Genomic DNA, 1,314 nt, shown 5'->3' with positions numbered 1-1,314 from the left:
TCCTACACGCCGCGGAAGCGGTTGATGGCGGTGAGGTGACGAGCCCGGGTCTCCTCGTCACGAACCCCCAGCCCCTCCTCCGGCGCCAGGCACAGCACCCCGACCTTCCCCTGATGGGCATTGCGGTGCACATCGAACGCCGCCTGCCCCGTCCGCTCCAACGGATACACCTTCGACAACGTCGGATGCACCATCCCCCGCGCCACCAACCGGTTCGCCTCCCACGCCTCCCGATAGTTCGCGAAATGCGACCCGATGATCCGCTTCAGGTTCATCCACAGATACCGGTTGTCGAACTCGTGCACGAACCCGCTCGTCGACGCGCACGTCACCACCGTCCCGCCGCGACGCGCCACGAACACCGACGCCCCGAACGTCTCCCGCCCCGGATGCTCGAACACGATGTCCGGATCCTCCCCACCGGTCAGCTCCCGGATCCGCCGCCCGAGGCGCTTCCACTCCCGCGGGTCCTGCGTCCGCTCGTCCGACCAGAACCGGTACCCCTCCGCCGCCCGGTCGATCACCAGCTCCGCGCCCATCGCCCGGCAGATCGCCGCCTTCTCCGCCGAGGACACCACACACACCGGAATCCCCCCACCCCGCAGCACCATCTGCGTGGCGTACGACCCCAGCCCACCCGACGCCCCCCACACCAGCACCACGTCGCCCTGCTTCATCCCCGCCCCGTTACGCGACACCAGCTGCCGGTACGCCGTCGAGTTCACCAACCCCGGCGCCGCCGCCTCCTCCCAACTCAAATGCCCCGGCTTCGGCATCAACTGGTTCGCCTTCACCAACGCCAGCTCCGCAAGACCACCGAAATTCGTCTCGAACCCCCAGATCCGCTGCTCCGGATCCAGCATCGTGTCGTTGTGACCCTCGGGACGCTCCAACTCCACCGACAGACAGTGCGCCACCACCTCATCCCCCGGGTGCCACGCATGCACCCCCGGCCCGGTCCGCAGCACCACCCCCGCCAGATCCGACCCGACCACGTGGTAGGGCTGGTCATGTTTGCTCGCCAACGGAGACGTCCGCCCGTACCGCTCCAGGAACCCGAACGTCGACAACGGCTCGAAAATCGACGTCCACACCGTGTTGTAGTTCACCGACGACGCCATCACCGCCACCAACGCCTCACCCGGCCCCAACTCCGGCGTCGCCACCTCATCCACATGCAACGACTCCCGCGGATCCTTCTCCCGCGACACCCGCCCCTCGAACATCCCCACCTCGTCCTTGCGCACCACCACACCCCGGTACGACTCCGGCACCGCCAACGCCCCGAACTCCGCCCGCCGCTCCGGCGAACGC

The 1,314-nt window shown here is 68.3% G+C and carries 1 protein-coding gene; it reads right to left on the bottom strand.

The window, feature by feature from the left end; translation table 11 throughout:
- Positions 1–2 precede the first annotated feature (2 nt).
- Positions 3–1,314: crotonyl-CoA carboxylase/reductase (gene ccrA, locus E0504_RS49885; RefSeq protein WP_131628133.1), on the bottom strand; the 1,312-nt coding region annotated here is incomplete at its 5' end.

This window comes from Parafrankia sp. BMG5.11, assembly GCF_004337455.1.
Note: the sequence above shows the minus strand (reverse complement) of the source record. Positions and strands in the feature narration are given on the sequence as shown.